The organism is Ensifer sp. LC163, from assembly GCF_001695855.1.
Lineage (GTDB): Bacteria > Pseudomonadota > Alphaproteobacteria > Rhizobiales > Rhizobiaceae > Ensifer.
The window spans coordinates 1-17,769 of record NZ_MBSS01000045.1 but is presented as its reverse complement, the minus strand read 5'-3'; the positions used below and the strand labels follow the sequence as shown (position 1 = coordinate 17,769).

The 17,769-nt window shown below is 60.0% G+C and carries 19 protein-coding genes, 3 tRNA genes and 1 pseudogene; 12 read left to right on the top strand and 11 right to left on the bottom strand.

Annotated features, from left to right (window positions below):
• Positions 1–12: 12 nt before the first annotated feature.
• The 3 genes and pseudogenes from BC360_RS24840 to BC360_RS24830 all read right to left on the bottom strand — a co-directional run bounded on the left by BC360_RS24840 (position 13) and on the right by BC360_RS24830 (position 2,025).
• Positions 13–1,266, bottom strand: coding sequence for an SAM-dependent methyltransferase (locus tag BC360_RS24840; protein WP_065797245.1), 1,254 nt, complete (start codon positions 1,264–1,266; stop codon positions 13–15).
• A gap of 105 nt (positions 1,267–1,371) precedes the next feature.
• Positions 1,372–1,778: pseudogene (locus tag BC360_RS24835) on the bottom strand (FAD-binding domain-containing protein); the annotation flags it as partial.
• A 172-nt stretch (positions 1,779–1,950) separates the two neighbouring features.
• Positions 1,951–2,025 (bottom strand) — tRNA-Asn (locus BC360_RS24830).
• A gap of 147 nt (positions 2,026–2,172) precedes the next feature.
• Between BC360_RS24830 and BC360_RS24825 the strand changes: the two genes are divergently transcribed.
• The 4 genes from BC360_RS24825 (at position 2,173) to BC360_RS24810 (ending at position 5,033) form a co-directional block, all read left to right on the top strand.
• Positions 2,173–2,466 carry a hypothetical protein gene (locus BC360_RS24825; RefSeq protein ID WP_413813770.1) on the top strand — a complete coding sequence of 98 codons (294 nt, stop codon included), beginning with the start codon at positions 2,173–2,175 and terminating at the stop codon, positions 2,464–2,466.
• Between the two features lie 353 nt (positions 2,467–2,819).
• On the top strand, positions 2,820–3,521 hold the full coding sequence (locus BC360_RS24820) for a thermonuclease family protein (RefSeq protein WP_065797243.1): 702 nt from the start codon (positions 2,820–2,822) through the stop codon (positions 3,519–3,521).
• Positions 3,522–3,988: 467 nt separating this feature from the next.
• Positions 3,989–4,062: transfer RNA gene (locus tag BC360_RS24815), tRNA-Cys, on the top strand.
• 638 nt (positions 4,063–4,700) lie between these two features.
• Complete coding sequence (locus BC360_RS24810; RefSeq protein WP_053247415.1) at positions 4,701–5,033, top strand: hypothetical protein; 333 nt, start codon at positions 4,701–4,703, stop codon at positions 5,031–5,033.
• Positions 5,034–5,152: 119 nt separating this feature from the next.
• Here the strand turns inward: BC360_RS24810 and lexA are convergent, their stop codons facing one another.
• Positions 5,153–5,869: a transcriptional repressor LexA gene (gene lexA / locus BC360_RS24805; RefSeq protein ID WP_065781445.1), complete on the bottom strand. Its 717-nt coding sequence runs from the start codon at positions 5,867–5,869 to the stop codon at positions 5,153–5,155.
• Between the two features lie 180 nt (positions 5,870–6,049).
• On the opposite strand from lexA, the gene BC360_RS24800 reads away from it, so the two are divergent.
• The gene (locus BC360_RS24800) at positions 6,050–6,292 is read left to right on the top strand and encodes a hypothetical protein (RefSeq protein ID WP_244512894.1); all 243 of its coding nucleotides are present in this window, start codon (positions 6,050–6,052) and stop codon (positions 6,290–6,292) included.
• Between the two features lie 37 nt (positions 6,293–6,329).
• Here the strand turns inward: BC360_RS24800 and BC360_RS24795 are convergent, their stop codons facing one another.
• The 5 genes from BC360_RS24795 to BC360_RS24785 form a co-directional block, all read right to left on the bottom strand.
• Positions 6,330–6,617 (bottom strand): hypothetical protein, encoded by a 288-nt coding sequence (locus BC360_RS24795; protein ID WP_065781444.1) that lies wholly within the window; start codon positions 6,615–6,617, stop codon positions 6,330–6,332.
• Positions 6,618–7,072: 455 nt separating this feature from the next.
• Positions 7,073–7,216 carry a hypothetical protein gene (locus BC360_RS32445; protein WP_167590859.1) on the bottom strand — a complete coding sequence of 48 codons (144 nt, stop codon included), beginning with the start codon at positions 7,214–7,216 and terminating at the stop codon, positions 7,073–7,075.
• Positions 7,217–7,397: 181 nt separating this feature from the next.
• Entirely contained in the window at positions 7,398–7,685 is a 288-nt protein-coding gene (locus BC360_RS24790; protein ID WP_065781443.1) for a DUF4242 domain-containing protein, read from the bottom strand.
• A 363-nt stretch (positions 7,686–8,048) separates the two neighbouring features.
• Positions 8,049–8,213: a hypothetical protein gene (locus BC360_RS32440; RefSeq protein WP_167590858.1), complete on the bottom strand. Its 165-nt coding sequence runs from the start codon at positions 8,211–8,213 to the stop codon at positions 8,049–8,051.
• Positions 8,214–8,438: 225 nt separating this feature from the next.
• Positions 8,439–8,528: transfer RNA gene (locus BC360_RS24785), tRNA-Ser, on the bottom strand.
• Positions 8,529–8,804: 276 nt separating this feature from the next.
• On the opposite strand from BC360_RS24785, the gene BC360_RS24780 reads away from it, so the two are divergent.
• The 4 genes from BC360_RS24780 to BC360_RS24765 all read left to right on the top strand — a co-directional run bounded on the left by BC360_RS24780 (position 8,805) and on the right by BC360_RS24765 (position 12,846).
• Entirely contained in the window at positions 8,805–9,836 is a 1,032-nt protein-coding gene (locus tag BC360_RS24780; RefSeq protein WP_065797242.1) for a septal ring lytic transglycosylase RlpA family protein, read from the top strand.
• Positions 9,837–9,896: 60 nt separating this feature from the next.
• Positions 9,897–11,057 carry a D-alanyl-D-alanine carboxypeptidase family protein gene (locus tag BC360_RS24775; RefSeq protein WP_065781441.1) on the top strand — a complete coding sequence of 387 codons (1,161 nt, stop codon included), beginning with the start codon at positions 9,897–9,899 and terminating at the stop codon, positions 11,055–11,057.
• 80 nt (positions 11,058–11,137) lie between these two features.
• Positions 11,138–11,818, top strand: a complete 681-nt coding sequence (tmk, locus tag BC360_RS24770) for a dTMP kinase (RefSeq protein WP_065781440.1) — start codon at positions 11,138–11,140, stop codon at positions 11,816–11,818.
• Entirely contained in the window at positions 11,815–12,846 is a 1,032-nt protein-coding gene (locus BC360_RS24765) for a DNA polymerase III subunit delta' (RefSeq protein ID WP_065797241.1), read from the top strand. Before tmk ends, BC360_RS24765 begins: the two co-directional genes overlap by 4 nt.
• Here the strand turns inward: BC360_RS24765 and BC360_RS24760 are convergent.
• Positions 12,841–13,146: a pyrophosphatase gene (locus tag BC360_RS24760; protein WP_065797240.1), complete on the bottom strand. Its 306-nt coding sequence runs from the start codon at positions 13,144–13,146 to the stop codon at positions 12,841–12,843. The genes BC360_RS24765 and BC360_RS24760 overlap by 6 nt on opposite strands.
• A gap of 179 nt (positions 13,147–13,325) precedes the next feature.
• On the opposite strand from BC360_RS24760, the gene metG reads away from it, so the two are divergent.
• From metG to BC360_RS24745, 3 genes are read left to right on the top strand one after another with little or no spacing between them, the layout of a single operon-like run.
• Entirely contained in the window at positions 13,326–14,879 is a 1,554-nt protein-coding gene (metG, locus tag BC360_RS24755) for a methionine--tRNA ligase (RefSeq protein ID WP_065797239.1), read from the top strand.
• A gap of 12 nt (positions 14,880–14,891) precedes the next feature.
• Complete coding sequence (locus BC360_RS24750) at positions 14,892–15,671, top strand: TatD family hydrolase (protein WP_065797238.1); 780 nt, start codon at positions 14,892–14,894, stop codon at positions 15,669–15,671.
• Position 15,672: 1 nt separating this feature from the next.
• Entirely contained in the window at positions 15,673–16,509 is an 837-nt protein-coding gene (locus tag BC360_RS24745; protein WP_083222723.1) for an MBL fold metallo-hydrolase, read from the top strand.
• A 34-nt stretch (positions 16,510–16,543) separates the two neighbouring features.
• On the opposite strand, the gene BC360_RS24740 is transcribed toward BC360_RS24745, so the two are convergent.
• Positions 16,544–17,491 carry a phosphoribosylaminoimidazolesuccinocarboxamide synthase gene (locus tag BC360_RS24740; RefSeq protein WP_065797416.1) on the bottom strand — a complete coding sequence of 316 codons (948 nt, stop codon included), beginning with the start codon at positions 17,489–17,491 and terminating at the stop codon, positions 16,544–16,546.
• Between the last annotated feature and the right edge of the window lie 278 nt (positions 17,492–17,769).

The window sequence follows — 17,769 nt, the reverse complement described above, 5'->3', positions numbered from 1 at the left end:
CGGCGCGTCCGCTCACTCGAAGACGATCTGGCGGACATCGATGTTGCGGGCGCGGAAGCCTGCTTCGCAGTAGTAGAAGTAGAATTCCCAAAGGCGCTTGAAGCGCAGATCGAAGCCCAGTGGCTCGAGCTTGCTCCACACCGACCAGAAGCGCTGCCGCCATTCGCCGAGCGTGCGGGCGTAGTCGCCACCGAAGCCGAAATCGTTGATCATGCGCAGACCGACGTTGCGCCCGAGATCGACCAGGTGCTCGCGCGTCGGCAGCATGCCGCCGGGGAAAACGTACTTCTGGATGAAGTCCGGATTGGACCGGTATTCCTCATAAGCTTCCGGCTTGATGGTGATGATCTGCAGGCCGGCCTTGCCGCCGGGCTTCAGGCAGCGCTTCAACTGCGAGAAGTAGGTCGACCAGAATTTTTCGCCGACCGCCTCGAACATCTCGATCGAGACGATTCGGTCGTAAAGACCTTTCTCTTCGCGATAGTCCTGGAACTTCAGCTCGACGCGGTCTGCGATGCCAGCCCTGTGTATGCGTTCGCGGGCAAAGGCGAGTTGCTCGCGACTGATGGTCAGGCCCGTGACCTTGCAGCCGATCTCGGTCGCTGCAAATTCTGCAAAACCGCCCCAGCCGCAGCCGATTTCAAGCACGTGGTCGCCGGGCCGCAGATTCGTTGCCTCGGCCAGTGCTCGATACTTGGCGGTCTGGGCCGACTGCAGATCGTTGGCGCCGCTTGCGTAAAGCGCCGACGAATAGGTCATGCTCGGGTCGAGCCACTCACGGTAGAAGGCGTTACCGAGATCGTAATGGGCCGAAATGTTGCGCTGGGCACCCGTCCTGGTGTTGGCATTGCGCCAGTGGAGGAACTTCTCAACCAGCCGCATCAGGCCGGCCGCCCGGTTCGGGAATCTATTGCCGATGTCTGCGTTGACAAGGAAAAGCTCGAGAAACGCCCCGACATCAGGGCTGTCCCAATCGCCATCGATATAGCTTTCCGCGGCGCCGATGGTGCCGCCGGTGATTGCCCGGTGCGGAAGATTCCAGTTGTTCAGCGTCACGGCGGCGCACGGCCCCGGCACCTTTCCCTTGACCAGCAGCCGGCGGCCACTGGGCAGCACAAGCGCCAGCGCGCCGGCCTCGAGATGAACGAGGCCGCGCAGGACCAATTGGGCCTTGAGCGGAAAGTCCTTCAGCACCTGTGAGAAGTTTTCAGTCGAAAGGAGCTCGGCGTTGTCGAAATCGGCAAAGCAGGCTTCTGTATCATGCATAAACCACCCCCCGGCAATCGTTGCATCCGTAACGTGAGCCTAGCGATAATCCGGCAAGAGGCCAACCACGGATTTGTACCGGCGGCGGTGCGATTGTGGCGATCTTTAGGTGGCGTTTCTGATTTCTTGAAACGTGGCCAGCGCGCGGTCGCGCGCAAAGGCGCGTTCGATGATGGGGGTGGGGTAGGTCATCCCAAGCGCGATGCCGGCCGCAGAAAGTGCGGCAGAAGGGGCCGAGAACGGCCGGTGGGTATAGCGGGCTTCAAGCTCGGCCAATTCCGGAACGAAGCGCTTCACGTACAGCCCCTCCGGATCGAACTTCTCGCCCTGAAGCATGGGGTTGAAGTTGCGGAAAAATAGCGAGGCATCGGCGCCTGATCCTGCCGTCCACTGCCAGCTGGCGGCGTTCGAGGCTGGGTCTGCATCCACCAACGTGTCGCGGACCAGGCTTCTCCGCGCCGCCAGTCGACGAGCAGGTCCTTGATCAGGAAGGAAGCGGCGATCATCCTGATTGTCGTGAAGGCGTAGATCTCGACGAAACCAGATCAGAATCGGCGCTGTCGAATTGGCGCTCCTGACATTCCCGGAAACAATGGCGGAGGAACAGGCAGGCGTCGTTGGTACCATGGCCGCAAAATGAAAAAGAGCCATTCGGGCGTTACCGCGAATGGCTCTTTTAGAAACTGGCTCCCCGGGCCGGATTCGAACCGGCGACCTGTCGATTAACAGTCGAATGCTCTACCGCTGAGCTACCAGGGATCATCTGCGCGGCGTGTCCTGCAGAAGTGAGGCTGCTAATACAAATGCTTTTCCGATTTGCCAAGCGGTTTTTTCAAAAAAAGTGACAAGTTTTGTTGCGAGCCTGTGGAGAAGCCCCCAATTGTGGGAAACGCAGCCGGATCGGGAATGATGAATAAAAACAGAAAACAGACGCATTTCGGCATAGACCCGCATACTCGGCAGATCGTGTTGGGCAAATGGCGCCTTACCCTGCCGGAATCACCGCTGCTGCGCATGCTAGTCGGTGGGCTTTTGGTATTCGGCGGCTTTCTCGGCTTCCTGCCGGTGCTCGGCTTCTGGATGGTGCCTTTGGGGCTGCTTGTCCTGTCGCATGATATTCCGTCGGTTCGCCGCCTCCGGCGCAGGTTCGCCGTGTGGTGGGCGCGCCGCCGCAACGGGACGGACGCCTCGAACAAGTAATGATTCTTTTGTGATGGCCGCCCACGTCAATGTGGCGTCGCACCACAGGGATGCAGACCTGTCCGGGCGAGGGAGGGCAAGTCTGGCCTATCGGCTCGTCCACACCGGTTCATGGTCGTGGGGTTTGCTTGGCGGGCAGTTTGCCTTTGTTGCCGATACGCTCTTGAACGTTGCCGCGCTTTGCGGCGACGATCTGCGCGTAGCACTTTCGGAGTGAAAAGCTCGTGGGCCGCCGTACTCCGTTGCGCCATCCCAAAGGTCGTGCACTCAAACTCCCGCTTTCGGGCTGTCGGTGAAAACCATTCGGCAACGGATCGGCAGCATAATGCCGGCCGGATCAAGGATGGGGTGGAATGGGTAAGACCACGACACGCCGCGGGCGTCGCCGCGGCAGCCGGACAAAAAAGCAAGGCGGCATGCTGCCGTGGTATCTCGCCGCTGTGCTGACAGTCGGTGGCGTCGTTGCCTATGACCACCGCGGACAATTGCCGGATCTGCCGGGCGTTTCGGGTGTGTTCGCATCGGCACCCAAGTCTACATCGACATCCAGAGCGGAAGATCGGCCGAAGGCACAGGTTCGTGCCGCCGTGCCGCCGGCCGCACACAAGACGAAGCCTGTCGACGGACCGATACCCGCAGTCAACGTCGGGTTGGCAGCGCCAACACCGATTGAGCGCCCTGTCGCGCAGCCAGCAGCTCTCCAGGCCAAGGCGAATCAGTTCTATTTCTGCGGTATCCGCAACGACAACTGCGTCATCGACGGTGCCACGTTCCGCTATCAAGGTGAAGCGATCCGCGTCGCCGATATCGACGCCCCGCGAATCAAGCAGGCAAGTTGCGATGGCGAGCGCGCACGCGGCTTTTACGCCAAGCAGCGATTGCGTGAACTGTTGAACTCTGGAGATTTCAGGCTGATCGAAGCGATCGGCAGGGACGACGACAAGACCAGCGAGAAGCTGCGTGTGGTGATGCGCGACGGCCGTTCGCTCGGTAACATTCTCGTCTCGGAAGGCCTGGTTCGCCCCTGGAAGGGACGGTCAACGCCGTGGTGCTAGATCCTTGCGAAAGCGCTTCCGCGGCCGTGAAGGCGCGATCCGGCGCTGCGGCTCAAAACCTGTCGGCGATGCGCCGGAAAAACGTCCAGTGAGAAAATGTTGCCGTCATCGGGCGGCAGCCAAACACGTCGAATCTTCATGAGGTGTGAAAGTCTGAGCGGCGGCGCTGCGTGCGAAGCTGGCACCGGACGGCCCAGGATGTCTATTCGTCCGACTCTGCGCGCCGTGTTCGCAGACGGCGCCGGTCAACTGCCTTGTCGTTCCGCGGGGGAGGACCGGGACTCGAATGATCATATCCGTTCTTCTCGAAAAAGAGGGTAGGGCTGGGGCATGCAGCCGCAATCCACAGAACGGAATGGAAACGCTTGTTCAGAATGAAAAAAGGATCGCATTCAGAATGAACCCTCTTGCACTCTGTCTATATTCATTCTAAACGCTCGCCACGACTTGATAATCTCAGTCGGTGAGGCCTCGTGGCGGAGTGGTGACGCAGAGGACTGCAAATCCTTGTACCCCGGTTCAATTCCGGGCGAGGCCTCCAAAGCCACACCTAATTATTTGATTTTGCGTTGTAATTCAGGGTGCTCAATTGCAGCACCTGCCACGCTTTTTCTATATGTGGGAATTTGTTCCCCGTTCCTCCTGCTTCGTTATCCTCGACCGCCAGCAATTGCTTGCCGATTCCGTCCCAACTAAAGCGGGCGGCCCCGCCGCCGTGGCGAGGCGTGCGCGCTCGGCATCTTGCCCGGCAAAGCTAGTCGCCGACCGATTGCCGATGCCTGTGCGACGATGGCCCCATTGGCCCGGCGTCCACTCCCTGGGAACTGATTGCTGGGTTAAATCTACCTTACGCAGACGACTGCGCCGCACACGGTGGAGATAGTGGGGTGGGGTGGGGTGATGCGGCGAGCGATGACACCCGCCAGCCCCTGCTTACTGCGAGCATGGGTTTGAAGATAAGCCGCGCCATAAGTCGGTCGTGGCCCATCCGCGTTGCCGTGCGCGCGAACAGGCGTCAACCTGCATGGCCTGCCAAGGACACACCCCGAAATGGTGACTCGGCTGGTATTGTCAGTGCAAGGAATATTGTCTCTAGACGGGTTCGGGAATGAATATTCCGGCGGCACGACCCGTACAGGTAGTGTCAAACAAAACCGACGATGGAGGAGATGACATAAAATGAAATGTAAGATCGCCCTGACTGCTCTTGCCGTTCTTGCCGCGTCGACGGCCACCGCAAGCGCTGAGGATCTCGTCTTTCAGCTGAAGAACAAGACGGAAGCGGTTCTGACGAACTTCTACACGTCGCCGGTCGGTGTTGATCAGTGGGAGGACGACGTCTTCGGGCGGCAGGTACTCAATCCGGGCGAAAGCATGGAAATCACCATCGCCGACGGACGTGATGTCTGCAAATACGACATGCGCTTTGAATTCGAAGAAGGCTCCGGTCTCGACACGACTGAAGACACGCAGGACCTCTGCGAACTGGGCGAGTACTCGATTCACCAGTAACATTTTTCGAGCGTGCAAGCCGCACGAGTTGGAGATGCCCGTCTCGCTACCCCAAGGTGGCGAGACGTTCAAGGAAGAGGAAGGCAGGCCAGCACGAAGGCAGCTGGCTTGAGCAAGGCTTAGTGGTAGCGGCGGATCAAGCCAACGAGCTTGCCCTGAATCTTGACGCGGTCGGGGCCGAAAATACGCGTCTCGTAGGCCGGATTGGCCGCCTCGAGCGCAATCGACGCGCCCTTGCGCCGGAAGCGCTTCAGCGTTGCTTCCTCATCATCGACGAGCGCGACGATGATGTCGCCGGGATTGGCCGAGGTGGCATTGCGGATGATCACCGTATCGCCATCGAAGATGCCGGCCTCGATCATCGAATCGCCCTTCACTTCAAGGGCATAGTGCTCGCCGCTGCCGATCATATCGAGCGGAACGGAGATGTCGTGAGTGTTGTTCTGTATCGCCGAGATCGGAACGCCGGCGGCAATGCGTCCCATAACCGGAACCGACACGGAGCTGTTGTCAGCAACCGGCGGCGCTTTCGCGGCGGGGGCAGGGGCCGGCGGCTTCCCGAGGCTGCCCTCGATGACGCTCGGGGAAAACCCGCGACGGGGTTGGGCGCTTGCTGCATAGGCTTCCGGCAGCTTGATGACCTCGAGCGCTCTGGCGCGGTTGGGAAGACGGCGTATGAAACCGCGTTCCTCCAGCGCCGTAATAAGCCGGTGAATGCCCGACTTTGAAGCCAGGTCGAGTGCATCCTTCATCTCGTCGAAAGACGGCGGCACACCCGATTCCTTCATTCGTTCGTGGATGAAAAGAAGCAATTCCTGTTGCTTGCGGGTCAGCATGGCAAGTCGCTCCAGAAGCGTGAAACAAATCAAGAACAGACACTATCTGTTCCATATGTGTTCCGCAAGTGCCTAAAATTCCGTGAATGTGGGATCAAGCGTGCGCGCATCGGCCAACTAGACGCTGCGCGTGCCGCAAGGCGCCGATATGCCTCGTTCCGTTTACGCAATGAGGGTGCAATGAAGAAGCTGGTTCGAATCCTGCTGACGATCGTTGTGCCGGCGACCGCGGTCCTTGGGTTCCGCTGGTATCAATATGTGGACAACAGGGAGAGTCCGTTCGACGAAGTCGGCATCGCGTTGAATGCGGCAATGCCGGGGCCGATCAATCTTTGGGGTTGTGACCGGCTCAAGCTTACCTCTCGCAACGCCGCTCGGTTGCGCCACCGTCGATGGAGCGAAGTGGAAATAGACTGGCATTGAGCGATTGCTGGGCGAGCGTCGCGAAGGAGAGAGTGGTTCAAGCCGGCTGCGTGGCGGAACAGGCGTCTTCGAACTCCTTGACGGTCTCAGCCGAGTTGTCCTCCGGCAGGACGGCGTCCGCCGCGTCGGTCGCTACGGGCGTGTCGCCTTGATAGACGAAGGACTGGATATAGTAGGCGATCGTTCCCTTCCAAACGTTCCGGCCATCGATCTGCTGGCAGGGCACGGCGGTTTCGAAATCGGCTTGCAGGTCGTCGACCGTAGCAGCGCTGAGGGCGATGTTAGGCGATGCGATAATCGAGGCGATAAGCAATGCTGCAAGCACGGTGAACGTCCGCTAGATCAGAGGTGGTGCCGATAGTTTGGTTAACGATGTGAACCGCGCTTTCGTTCCAAAGTCCAGCAAGCATGCCGGGCACTGTGCCGTGTTCAACAGTTCTTTGCCAAAGGTGATGACGGCTGCTCACGGTGTGGCAGGGAAGGCACAAAGATTTGCATGAACAGGGTGCGTGTCGGCGTTTTCGATCTTCCGACGCCTACCACATGCGGCGTGTCGCCGGCCGATCAGGCCTGGCAGCAGACATGGGAAGCGATTGGCCAGTGCCGCCGCCCGCAATGATCTTTGCATTTCAGGGGCGCGCGCGACGTGCAAGCGTGCTGGGGTTTCTGGCATTGCAGCGACCAGTCACGCAGGGTGTGCGGAGACGTGCACCCCCAGTCCAATTGGTCACTGACAAAACTCTCCCGACTATTTGGTTCGCGAGGTTAGAGGCGGTTGTCCTATTTCTTGTCTTTCTTGCCGAGCGAAAAGCTGCTGCCTGCCAGCTTCACCTGTGAGCCTTCTGTCGTAACGGCGGCTTTGACGGCCTTGTCCTTCTTGGGTTTTCTAACCTCGCGGTTACTTCGCACTTGACCCTTTGCCATGATCGTCTCCTTGAAAAGGTGTGCCGGGGAACCCTCATGGGCGCCGAATGACCGGCAGACTAGCCTGCATTGATGCCGCCGGAAGTCAATGACGGCGCGCGGGGAGCATTGGCCCAGGCGGGCGGTTCGGGCGTGTCATGACGCCGATGTTCCGCCCGCGGTGATTATAACACCGCTTCGGCTATTTGCCGCGCCCTTGAGATGCTGTCGAAGGCCCGATCACGGCGGCGACTTCCGTTATCCTGTTGGCCGGAAACCCGCCGCGTTCGGCGTGTTCGCGAATGACGTCGGCGCTCGGTGCCTCGTGGACGCAATAGAGCTTGTCGCCGGCGACATAGCTCGTGATCCATGTGTACGGCACGCCGAGATCGGCGACGACAGCATTGGATTTCGCCGACAGTGCACAGAGGTCGTCCTGACTGAGCTTGTCAGCGCCTGGCACGTCGCGCTCGATGATGAAAGTGGGCATCGCTCAGTTCCTTGACTTTTGGATGACCAATACATCAAGCCTCCCTAATGAAATGGGAGTCAATGCCTGCGATTGGATGCAAGGCGATTTGCATGTGGCACCGCGTCGGACAACGGCAGTCCTTGCCTTTTTCGGCTAGCAGACCAGCAGGTGCGCTTCGCAGCTTTGAAGCCAGCGAGAGCAAATGTTTGAAGGGTCTTGCGCGAACCGCAAGTTACATCCCCAAGCATTATGGAGTGCAGAGCGACCGCGTGCACGGGCTCCGTTCGGAGCCGATTGCTACAGGGGGAAATCATGCAGCAGGTCTAACGCGCTACCGCGCCATTGGCCTGTCGTATTGGATGCGCGCTGCTGTCATGAAACTCAGTAGCTGAGACGGAAACCGCCCGGACTTGCGGCAGACGGATCGGGCACGGGCAATGGCCCCTGCCATTGCGCATAGGTTGTGTTCGCATCGCCGGTGCTTGCACATCCGGAAAGCGTCAGAACAGCGAGAAAAGCGGCTGTCATCAGATATTTAAGAGGCATGGTTTTCTCCAGTTGTGGGAGATTGGCCAGGCCTCGAGGGGCCGGAATCGGATTCTCCCTCAAATCATCCGGGATGGCAAGCGGACCTGGCTGCAGGTTGGCAATTGCACGCGCCAGTGTTGCTGCGATGGCGGGCGTTGCCCGCAAAACTGGTATGCGGCCGCGGTCGGAACACCTGTTTGGCGGTGCAACTCAGTAACGGGTGGAGAAAAATGAGGCAGTCGATGGCGGAGGAGGTGGGATTCGAACCCACGGTACGCTTTCACGCACGCCGGTTTTCAAGACCGGTGCCTTAAACCGCTCGGCCACTCCTCCGGGCAGGGCGTTATTGCGCGAAGCCTTGCCGCTTTGCAAGATTTAACATGCGCGGGCTGCAAGATTTTCTCAGCGGATCCGCTGCTCACTTCGTCGCCATAACCATTCGTAAACCATAACTGGAGATTTCGGGCGGCTGGCCATTCGCCGGTTCGCAATTTTGCCTTGTTGCTGTCATGATTACTCGACTGTTCCGTTTCGGGACGCCGAGATTTCCGCTGGGGGCAAGAGTGGAAGGTTTCGAGTACGGCTTGTTCGAATGATGTTGTGGGACAGATGACATCCAGTAAAAATGCGGCATATTTGATCAAGGGACTGCACCTTGCGGCGGTTCCCGTGCTTTGCGCAACGCTTGCGGCTTGCGGATCCACGTCCAGTATCAAGAAGAGCAAGCCGAGAAGCAAGGAATACTTCGCCGAGTCGGTTTACGGCGTGAAGGCAAGCCCCCGTGTCGCCACCGGCAAGAATATCCCGAAGGGCGGCGGCCGATTCCAAGTCGGCAAGGCCTATCAGGTCAAGGGCAAGTGGTATCAGCCGAAGGAAGATTTCGGCTACAACAAAACAGGTGTCGCGTCCTGGTACGGCTCGGCTTTCCACGGTCGCTTAACCGCCAATGGCGAAGTCTATGACAAGCTCCATCTTTCGGCGGCCCATCCGACATTCCCGTTGCCGAGCTATGCGCGCGTTACCAATACGGAAAACGGCACATCGGTCATCGTTCGCGTGAACGATCGCGGTCCTTATGAGTACGGCCGTATCATCGACGTGTCGTCGAAAACAGCAGATCTGCTCGATATCAAGCAGAAGGGCAGCGCCAAAGTTCGTGTGCAATATGTCGGCCGCGCACCGCTCGAAGGCAACGATATGCCATATCTGATGGCATCCTATGTCACCAAGGGCGATCGCAGCCCCGGCGTCATGCCGGAAGGCCAGATCGCGACCGGCGTGATGGTTGCCTCGAATGAGCCGATGCGCAACCAGTTGGGAACGCTGACCATTCCATCAAAGTCATCGCTTGATACCGGTGGCCCGGTGACGGCCCTTGCTGCGCCTGTCCCGCAGTTTGCTGCGCCGCAGTCGCTGAACGAGTTCGTCATGCTGCCGGACATCGGGCCGATACCGCGCGAGCGGCCGGAATACATTCCGGTGCCAGACGGCAACATGGCCTATGCGGCCGCCTACGTGGAAGTGCGGGTAAGCGATGCGGAATCGCCGTTTGAAGCGATCATGGTCGAGACCAATCCGCTTACACCCGAATCCATCGTTGCCCATGCCAAGCGCCAAGGCAGATCCGGGTCGATCCGGTAATCCCGGGCGTTGTGCCATTCTGACGACGCTGCTATGCCCAATGGGAAACCGGAGTTTCCCATGCGCTTGAAGATGCTTTCGGTCGCGTTCTGCTGTGCGGCGTTGCTCGCGGGTGCTGCGGCGGCCCAGACACAGCCGGTGGCGTTCGACACCAAGGCGAAGCAGATCCTGCTGGTGGATGCCGAAACCGGCACCGTCCTGTTTTCCCGCGCCGAGAACGAGCCGGTTCCGCCCGCCTCGCTTGCCAAATTGATGACGATGGAGGTGGTCGCCGAGGCGATCGCCAAGGGCGAGCTTTCGGCCGAGACGGTCTTCGACGTTTCCGAACACGCATGGCGCACCGGCGGTGCGCCGTCCGGCACCTCGACGATGTTTGCGGCGCTGAAGTCACGCATCCGCGTGGCCGATTTGCTGCAGGGGGTGGCGGTTCAGCTTGCCAACGATGCCTGCATCATCCTCGGCGAGGGTATGGCTGGCAGCGAAGCTGCCTTTGCCGACAAGATGACCGCGCGGGCCCGCGAGCTCGGCATGCCGATCGCCACGTTCCGCAATGCCACTGGGCTGCCTGATCCGCAAAACCGGATCACCATGAGTGAACTGGTGACGTTGACCCGTCATTTGCACGAGGCGCACGCTGATCTCTATCGGCTCTACTCTCAGCCTGAATTCGAGTGGAACAAGATCCTTCAACGCAACAAGAACCCGTTGATCGCGGCCAATGTCGGCGTTGACGGCCTCGCCACGGGGTTTGCGGAGGGCTACGGCTTTTCGCTGGCGGCATCGATGCAGCGTGGCGATCGCCGCGTCTATCTCGCGATGGGCGGGCTGGAGACGGATAAGGAGCGCATCGAGGAGAGCCGCAAGGTGCTCGACTGGGCGATGACGGCATTCGAAAAGCGACGGATCTTTGCCGACGGCGAAGTGATCGGCGAGGCCAGCGTTTATGGCGGGGCAACCTCCCATGTGGCGCTCGTGGCCGGCGGCCCGGTCGATGTGCTGTTGCCGGTCAACAACCCGGAGCGCCTGACGGCCCGTGTCGTCTACAAATGGCCGCTGCGCGCACCGGTAGAGGCTGGAGCCGTGGTCGGCTTGGTGCGGCTTTGGAACGGCGAGCGGTTGCTGCGCGAGGTTCCGGTCAAGACGGCCGGGGCGGTGGGCCAAGGCACTCTGGCGAGCCGAGCGCTCGACGCCCTGCAGGAACTGCTCTTCTTCTGGCTGTAACAAAACCGGTGCTAACGGTTTCATCGGCTGGACCAATCGGCTAAACAGGGCCAAATCGCATGCCGATATAGGAAAGCACTGTGCCGCTGGCAAAAGGTCTGTTTGTAACATTCGAGGGCGGGGAAGGGGCCGGCAAATCGACCCAGTTGCGCCTGCTCGCCGATTCTCTGCGGGCGCTCGGCCATGAGGTGCTGACGACACGTGAGCCGGGTGGATCGGTCGGGGCCGAAGCGGTGCGCCATGTGCTACTTTCGGGAGCGGCCGAAGCGTTCGGTGTACGAATGGAGGCGATCCTGTTTGCTGCGGCGCGCAGCGACCATGTCGAAGAGGTCATTCGGCCGGCGCTGGCCAAGGGAACCATCGTGCTCTGCGACCGATTCATGGATTCGTCGCGCGTATACCAGGGTATCACCGGCAATCTGGAGCCGGCCTTCGTCGAGACGCTGGAGCGGGTTGCCGTCAACGGCGTCGTTCCGGACCGGACGGTGATTTTCGATCTGCCGGCGACTATCGGTCTGGAGCGCGCCCAACGCCGCGCCGGAGACGAAAGCCCGGATCGTTTCGAGAAGGAGGAGTTGGAGACGCATGAAAAGCGGCGCGAGGCTTTCCTCGATATCGCAAACACGAATCCGGACAGGTGCCGTGTCATCGACGCGACGCAGTCTGCCGAGGCGATAGCTGCGGAGGTGCTCGGGCTCGTCGAGAGCTTGCTTGCCAACGCCGACGTGCCCGCGCCTTCGAACGCGGGATCCACACCATGACGACGGAAGCGCCAGGGGTGCTTGAGGGGGCAATCGCGCCGGTGAAGAACAGCCGGTTGTTTGGCCACGAGCAGGCTGAAGCGTTTCTGGCGCAGAGCTACCGATCGGGCAAGGGACACCACGCCATTCTCATCGAAGGGCCGGAGGGTATCGGTAAGGCTACACTTGCGTTTCGCTTCGCCAGCCACATCCTCAATCACCCGGATCCGGCGAGCGCGCCCGAAAGCCTGCAGGATCCCGACCCCGCATCGATCGTCGGGCGGCAACTGGCCTCCGGCGCATCGCACAATCTTCTGCACCTGACACGGCCGGTCGACGAGAAGACGGGCAGGGTCAAGGGGGCGATCACTGTCGACGAGGTCCGACGGGCCGGCAAGTTTTTCTCGCAGACATCCGGTACCGGCAACTGGCGCATCGTCATCATCGATCCGGCCGACGATCTCAACCGGAACGCGGCCAACGCCATCCTGAAAATTCTCGAGGAACCGCCGCGCCGGTCGCTGTTCCTGGTGCTGACCCATGCGCCTGGTAAGCTGCTGCCGACGATCCGTTCGCGCTGCCTGCCGCTGCGGCTGAAGCCGTTGGAGCCGCCGGCATTGCGCCAGGCGCTCGATCATCTCGGCTTCGATCCTGAGAGCGAAAATGCCGACCGCGTTCTGGCCGCTGCCAATGGCAGCGTCGCGGAGGCGCTGAAGCTCATCAATTACGGCGGCCTGGAGATCGCCGCGACGTTCGAGGCGATCCTTGCAGGGCAGGGGCCGGCGATCCGCAAGGACATCCATAAGCTTGCGGACGTTCTTTCGGCAAAGGACAGCGAAACGATCTTCGATTTCTTCACGTCGCTGCTGACAGGTCGGCTCATGCGGGAAGCCCGCGATGCGGCCGTTGCCGGAGATATCATGCGCGCCGAGCGTTTCGCCCGGCTTTCGGCCACGACTGGGGAACGCCTCACGGTCAGCGACGCCTATAATCTCGATCGCAAGCAAACCATTCTTTCGCTGCTGGACGACGTCAAGGCAGCGCTATAGCTCGACCTGAAACTTCCATTTGCGCTTGATTGCCGCGACGAGATCCAGATCGTGATGGTGGGCGAAAAGCAGCACGTGACCCAGCAGGTCCGCAGCTTCGTCCGCCATATCGATCTGCAATTCGCCTTCTGATTTTCCATGCCGCCTGCCGCGGCCGGTGCGCTCGTTCCAGGCTTGGGTCAGTTCGCCGATTTCCTCCTGCATCTTGAGTATGAACCAGTCCGCATCCCGCTCGATGCCATTGTCTTCTGCATAGCGGGCCGATGCCATTTCAAATTGATGTCCAAGCCGGCGCAACATGGCGGTTCCTTTGAGTCAGTTTCTGTTTTGTTCTATTATTTCCTTCGTTCCGACACAAGCGGGCAGGGATGTCGACCAAGGCTTCCGGTTCGGGCTTTTCTCCTATCTCCCGGTTCCTTCCTCGCGGCGTATGCGCTAAGAGCGTCGGTAGCTTTATCCGAGATAGATTGAATCCGCCTATGAGAGACACGTCCCCCTTTTACATCACCACCGCGATTTCCTACCCGAACGGCAAGCCGCATATCGGCCACGCCTATGAGTTGATCGCCACGGATGCGATGGCGCGCTACCAGCGCCTGGACGGACGGGACGTATTCTTCCTGACAGGCACGGACGAACACGGGCAGAAGATGCAGCAGACGGCGCGCCGCGAAGGCGTGACGCCGCAGGAACTTGCCGACCGGAATTCCTCGGAATTCCAGAAGATGGCGGTGCTTCTGAACGCATCCAACGACGACTTCATCCGCACCACCGAGAAGCGCCACCACGAGGCGTCGCAGGACATCTGGAGCCGCATGGGCGAGGCGGGCGACCTCTACAAGGATTCCTATGCCGGCTGGTATTCCGTGCGCGACGAAGCCTACTACCAGGAGAACGAAACCGAGCTTCGCGCCGACGGCGTGCGTTACGGTCCGCAGGGCACGCCCGTCGAATGGGTGGAGGAGCAGAGCTACTTCTTCAAGCTGTCGGAGTATCAGGAAAAGCTGCTGAAGCACTACGAGGAGACCCCTGATTTCATTGGCCCGGCCGAGCGCCGCAACGAGGTGATCTCCTTCGTGAAGTCCGGCCTCAAGGACCTGTCGGTTTCGCGCACCACCTTCGATTGGGGCATCAAGGTGCCTAACGATCCTGGCCACGTCATGTATGTCTGGGTGGACGCGCTCACCAACTACCTCACCGCAACTGGCTATCTCGACAATCCGCAGGGCCCGCGCGCGAAATTCTGGCCGGCGAACATCCACATCATCGGCAAGGACATCATCCGTTTCCACGCGGTCTATTGGCCCGCCTTCCTGATGTCGGCCGGCCTGCCGCTGCCCAAGCGCGTCTTCGCCCACGGCTTCCTGCTCAACAAGGGTGAGAAGATGTCGAAGTCGCTCGGCAACGTCGTCGATCCGTTCAATCTTGTCGAGCATTTCGGTCTCGACCAGATCCGCTACTTCTTCCTGCGCGAGGTTTCCTTCGGCCAGGACGGAAGCTACAGCGAGGAGGGGATCGCAACCCGCATCAACTCCGATCTTGCCAACGGTATCGGCAATCTGGCGAGCCGTTCGCTGTCGATGATCGTCAAGAACTGTGACGGCCAGATTCCGGTCTGCGGCGCGCTGACCGATGAAGACAAGGCGATGCTGGCTGCTGCCGACGCGCTGCATGAGATCACGCGCGACGAAATGGGCAAGCAGATGATCCACCGCGCTCTTGCCGCGATCATCGCGGTCGTTTCGGAAACCGATCGTTATTTCGCCGGTCAGGAGCCCTGGGCGCTGAAAAAGACCGATCCGGCACGCATGGCAACCGTTCTTTATGTTACTGCAGAAGTCGTGCGCCAGATCGCCATCCTGCTGCAGCCCTTCATGCCGGAATCGTCAGGAAAGCTGCTCGACCTGGTGGCCGCACCGGCCGACAAGCGCGACTTTGCCGCACTCGGCGAGGCGGGCCGCCTCGTCTCTGGAACGCCACTGGAAGCCCCGAAGCCGGTCTTCCCGCGTTACGTCGCGCCGGAAGCGCAATAAGGCACGATCAGCATGCTTATCGATACGCATTGCCATCTGGATTTCCCCGACTTCGAGGCCGAGCGCGACGCCATCATCGAGCGTGCGCGTGCGGCCGGCGTCGGCCAGATGATCACGATCTCCACCCGCGTGAAGCGGTTCGACACGATCCTTGCGATCGCCGAGGCCTATCCGAACGTTTTCTGTTCCGTCGGTACGCATCCGCACAATGCGGATGAAGAGCTGGATATCACCGTAGACGATCTCATCCGGCTTTCGGCGCACCCGAAGGTGGTGGCGATCGGCGAGGCGGGTCTCGACTACTTCTACGACAACGCACCGCGCGACGCTCAGGCTGAAGGCCTGCGCCGGCACATCGCTGCCGCGCGCCAAACCGGTTTGCCGCTTGTCATTCACAGCCGCTCGGCCGATGAGGACATGGCTGCGATCCTGACCGAGGAGACGGGGAGAGGGGCCTTCCCCTTCCTTCTGCATTGCTTTTCGTCGGGTCCGGAACTGGCGCGCGTCGGCGTCGAGCTCGGTGGCTACGTTTCCTTCTCCGGCATTCTGACGTTTCCGAAATCGGAGGAGCTACGCGAGATCGCCAAGGCGGTTCCGCATGATCGGATGATCGTCGAGACGGACGCGCCCTATCTTGCGCCCAAGCCATTCCGCGGCAAGCGCAACGAGCCCGCCTATGTGGCGCACACGGCGGAAGTTCTAGCCGACACGATCGGGGTTACGAAGGACGAGATCGCATCGCTCACCACCGAAAATGCCTTGCGTATCTTCTCCAAGATGCCGAGGCTCTGACGTGGCATTCAGGCGCGCTTTCACCATTCTCGGCTGTGGTTCGTCGCCTGGCGTGCCGCGTATTACCGGTGATTGGGGCGCCTGCGATCCCGAAAATCCGAAGAACCGCCGCATGCGCGCCGCCTTGCTGGTGGAACAGATCGCGCCGGATGGCGGCAAGACGACCGTGGTCATCGACACAGGCCCAGACTTTCGCGCGCAGATGGTGGCCGCAAATGTCCACCACATCGACGCTGTGCTCTTCACGCATGCGCATGCGGATCATCTGCATGGCATAGACGACTTGCGCGGCTTTGTGATTGAAAACAGGAAGCGCGTGCCGATCTGGGCCGATGCCTTCACGATGGGCCGGATTCGCGAAGGGTTTCATTACTGCCTGGAATCGCCACCCGGAAGCGGTTATCCGCCGATCGTCGATGGGCACATAATCGCCGACGATCTGTCGCCAGTGGTCATTGCAGGGGCAGGCGGTCCGATCACATTCCAGCCCTTGATGCAGTTTCACGGCAATATTCATTCACTCGGATTTCGCGTCGGCGATTTCGCCTATTGCAGCGATGTCAGCGACTTTCCGCCGGAAACGATCGGCAAACTTGATGGTCTCGATCTTCTGGTGCTCGATACGCTGCAGTACAAGTTTCACCCGAGCCATCTGTCGCTGGTGCAATCTCTCGGCTGGATCGAACGGCTGCGCCCGAAAAGAGCCGTGCTCACTCACATGCATGTGCCGCTCGACTACGACACTGTCCAGGGCGAAACACCCGACCATGTCGAGCCGGCTTACGACCTGATGCGGCTCGAGTTCGAGGTCGACGTCCCCGTGCTCGGCGACGCCTGAATTTCATATTGTTCGAAATATCGAATATTCTGATCTATTTCGTGAAATAGGGGGCTAGGTTCTTGCGGATGCGCTCCAGAACGGTGGCACCCGAAAGGTTCGGAACGAACGTCCGCCCGGTGATCTTCTCATAGGCTTCGATGTAGACGACCGAGGTCTGCTCGACGAGTTCCCTCGGGATCTCCGGGACTGGGTCCTTGTAGGGGTCGCAGCGTTCGGTGACCCATGCGCGCACGAAATCCTTGTCGAAGCTTTTCGGCCGTTCGCCGTTTTCGAAGCTCTGCTGGTAGCTGTCGGCGATCCAGTAGCGGCTACTGTCGGGCGTGTGGATCTCATCGGCAAGGATGATGGTGCCATCCTTGTCGGTGCCGAACTCGTACTTCGTATCGACGAGGATAAGGCCGCGTTCGGCGGCGCGCGCCTGGCCGCGTGCAAATAGCGCCAGCGCATAGCTCCAAACGGTATCGAGCTGCTGCTGCGTCAGGAGGCCTTGCTCGAGAATTTCGTCGGCCGAAAGCGGTTCGTCATGGCCGCCGTCGAAAGCCTTGCTGGTCGGCGTGATGATCGCTTGAGGAAGCTTTTGATTGTCGCGCAGACCGTCGGGCAAACGGATGCCGTACATGTCGCGCTCGCCGTTGCGATATTTCGTCAGGATCGACGTGCTGGTGGTGCCAGCGAGATAGCCGCGCACGACGATTTCGACCGGCAGGATGTCGAGTCGCTTGCCGATTACGACATTCGGGTCGGGATAGCTGATCACATGGTTCGGGCAGATGTCGGCGGTTTCTTCGAACCAGTAGCGCGCCGTCTGCGTCAGCACATGACCCTTATGCGGAATCGAGGTCAGAATGATGTCGAAGGCGCTCAACCGGTCGGTCGCGATGATGATGCGTTCGCCTCCAGGCAGATCATAGTTTTCGCGCACTTTGCCATTGTAGCGGTTTGGCAGTTCTGGAATGAAAGCATCTGAAAGAACGCGCAATTCGCTCATCGCATCGGGCCTTGAAAAACGAGGGTTTCGTCGCGAATGACTAAGCAGCCGGGGCCGGCCCGGTCAAGCTAAGAGTGGGGACAACACGCCCATAAACCGGTATTTGGGCACATCGGATAGTTCCATAATCTATCTTATCTGATCAAAGTTTGTAGTGGCTATTTAGTAATGCGACAGTTGGGCCAGTTAGAGATGCGACACTCTCGCCTCTCGACGCGCTGGTCAATGTCAACGTTGGGAGCAAGGATGACGACCTTCCGCCTGGTGGA